At 73.0% G+C, this 2151-nt stretch carries 1 protein-coding gene; it reads right to left on the reverse strand.

Annotated elements, in window-relative coordinates; all coding sequences use genetic code 11:
* Positions 1 to 2148: non-ribosomal peptide synthetase (locus ABTX62_RS37800; protein WP_352120412.1), on the reverse strand; the 2148-nt coding region annotated here is incomplete at its 3' end.
* Positions 2149 to 2151: the final 3 nt, after the last annotated feature.

A 2151-nucleotide genomic window follows, 5' to 3' on the forward strand; every position in this document is an offset into this window, starting at 1 on the left:
CTCGGTCACGTCGTGTGTGGGGGTGGGGAGTTGGTGGTGGTCGGTCTTGCCGTTGGGGAGTTGGGGGAGGTGGGGGAGGTGGGTGAGGTAGGTGGGGATCATGGCGGTGGGGAGGTGGGTGCGCAGGTGGGTGCGGAGTTGGTCGGGTGTGGGTGGGGTGGTGTGTGGGTGGGTGGTGTAGTAGGTGGCGAGGTGGGTGGTGGAGGTGTTGTCGGGGTGGGTGGTGGTGTGGGTGGTGGTGATGGTGTGGGTGATGGCGGGGTGGGTGTGCAGGGCGGTGTCGATTTCGGCGGGTTCGATGCGCTGGCCGCGGATTTTGATCTGGTGGTCGGTGCGGCCGAGGTAGGTGAGGGTGCCGTCGTGGTTGAAGCGGGCGAGGTCGCCGGTGGTGTAGAGGCGTTCGCCGGGCCGGGTGGGGTGGGGTGTGAAGCGGTCGGCGGTGAGGGCGGGCTGGTGGTGGTAGCCGCGGGCGAGCTGGATGCCGCCGATGTGGAGGTGTCCGGTGACGCCGAGCGGTACGGGGTGGTGGTGGTCGTCCAGGACGTGGAGGTCGGTGCCGGTGACGGGGGTGCCGATGGGGACGGGTCCGGGGGGCAGGGGAGTGGTGACGGGGTGGGCGGTGACGTCGATGGCGGCTTCGGTGGGGCCGTAGAGGTTGTGCAGGCGGGTGTGGGGCAGCACGGTGTGGAAGGTGGTGGCGAGGTGGGGGGTGAGTTCCTCGCCGGAGGCGATGACGTGGCGCAGGCTGGTGCAGTGGGCGGCGTGGGGGGTCTGGAGGAAGTGGCGCAGCATGGCGGGCACGAAGTGGCAGACGGTGGTGTGGGTGTGCTGGATGAGGCGGGCCAGGTGGGCGGGGTCGCGGTGGGTGCCGGGGGCGGCGAGCTGGACGGTGGCTCCGCAGGCCAGGGGCCAGGCCCATTCCCAGCCCGAGACGTCGAAGCCGATGGGGGTTTTGAACAGCACCCGGTCCTTACCGGTCAGGGGATGGGCGTGCTGGGTCCAGGCGATCCGGTTGACGAACGCGGCGTGGGTGTTGACCGCGCCCTTGGGGGCGCCGGTCGAGCCGGAGGTGTAGAGGACGTAAGCGGCGTTCGACACCGTCAGGGGCGCCTTCGGTGGCTGCGGGGGGCGGGCGGTGATGGTTTCGCGGTCCTGGTCCAGGTCGATCAGCCCGGTGCCCTCGGGCAGGTCCAGGCCCGTGACGAGCGGGCGGGTGGGGGCGTGGGTGAGGACCACCGCCGCGCGGGAGCCGGCCGTCATCGCGGCCAGCCGGCCCGGCGGGTAGTCGGGGTCCAGCGGCAGATAGGCGCCGCCCGCCTTCAGGACCGCCAGCAGGGACACGACCAGGTCCAGTGAGCGCTCCAGGCACAAGCCCACCACGTCCTCCACGCCCACCCCGTGCGCGTGCAGGTGCCCGGCCAGCCGGCCCGCGGCCTCCTCCAGCTCGTGGTAGGTCAGCGTGGCGCCCGACTCGTCGGCGACGGCCACCGCGTGCGGGGTGCGGGCCGCCTGCAGGGCGATCTGCTCGTGCACCAGCCCCACCACCGGCTCGGGATCGGGCGCGCTGAACGCCGCCAGCCGCGCGCGTTCCTGCGGTGAGGTCAGCGGATGCGCGGCCACCGGCCGGCCGGGCGCGGCCACCGCCTCTCCCAGCACCCGCAGCCAGCTGTGGGCAAAACGTTCCATCGACGGCGCGTCGAACAGGTCGGCCGCGTACTCCAGACGGCCCGCCACACTCCCGTCGGGCTGCTCCCGCAGCTGCACCGCCACCTCGAACTGGGCCCGCCCGCCCGGCACCACCAGCTCCGACACCCGGGCCCCGTCCAGCTCCCACTCCCCGCGCGGGGTGTTGTCCAGCGCGAACAGCACCCGCACCAGACCGGCCCGCTCCCCGCCCACCGCCTGCGCGACCTTCTCGAACGGCACCTCCTGATGTGCCAGCGCCCCCAGCGTGACCGCGCGGGCCCGCTCCACCAGCTCCGCGAACGACACCCGCCCGCCCACATCCACCCGCAACGCCACCGTGTTCACGAAGAACCCCACCAACGGCTCCAGCTCCGCCCGCGACCTCCCCGCCACCGGCGTGCCCACCACCACATCCGACCGCCCCGCCCACCGCCCCACCACCGACGCGAACGACGCCAGCAACCC

The organism is Streptomyces sp. NPDC096046 (genome assembly GCF_040303285.1).
Classification (GTDB): domain Bacteria; phylum Actinomycetota; class Actinomycetes; order Streptomycetales; family Streptomycetaceae; genus Streptomyces.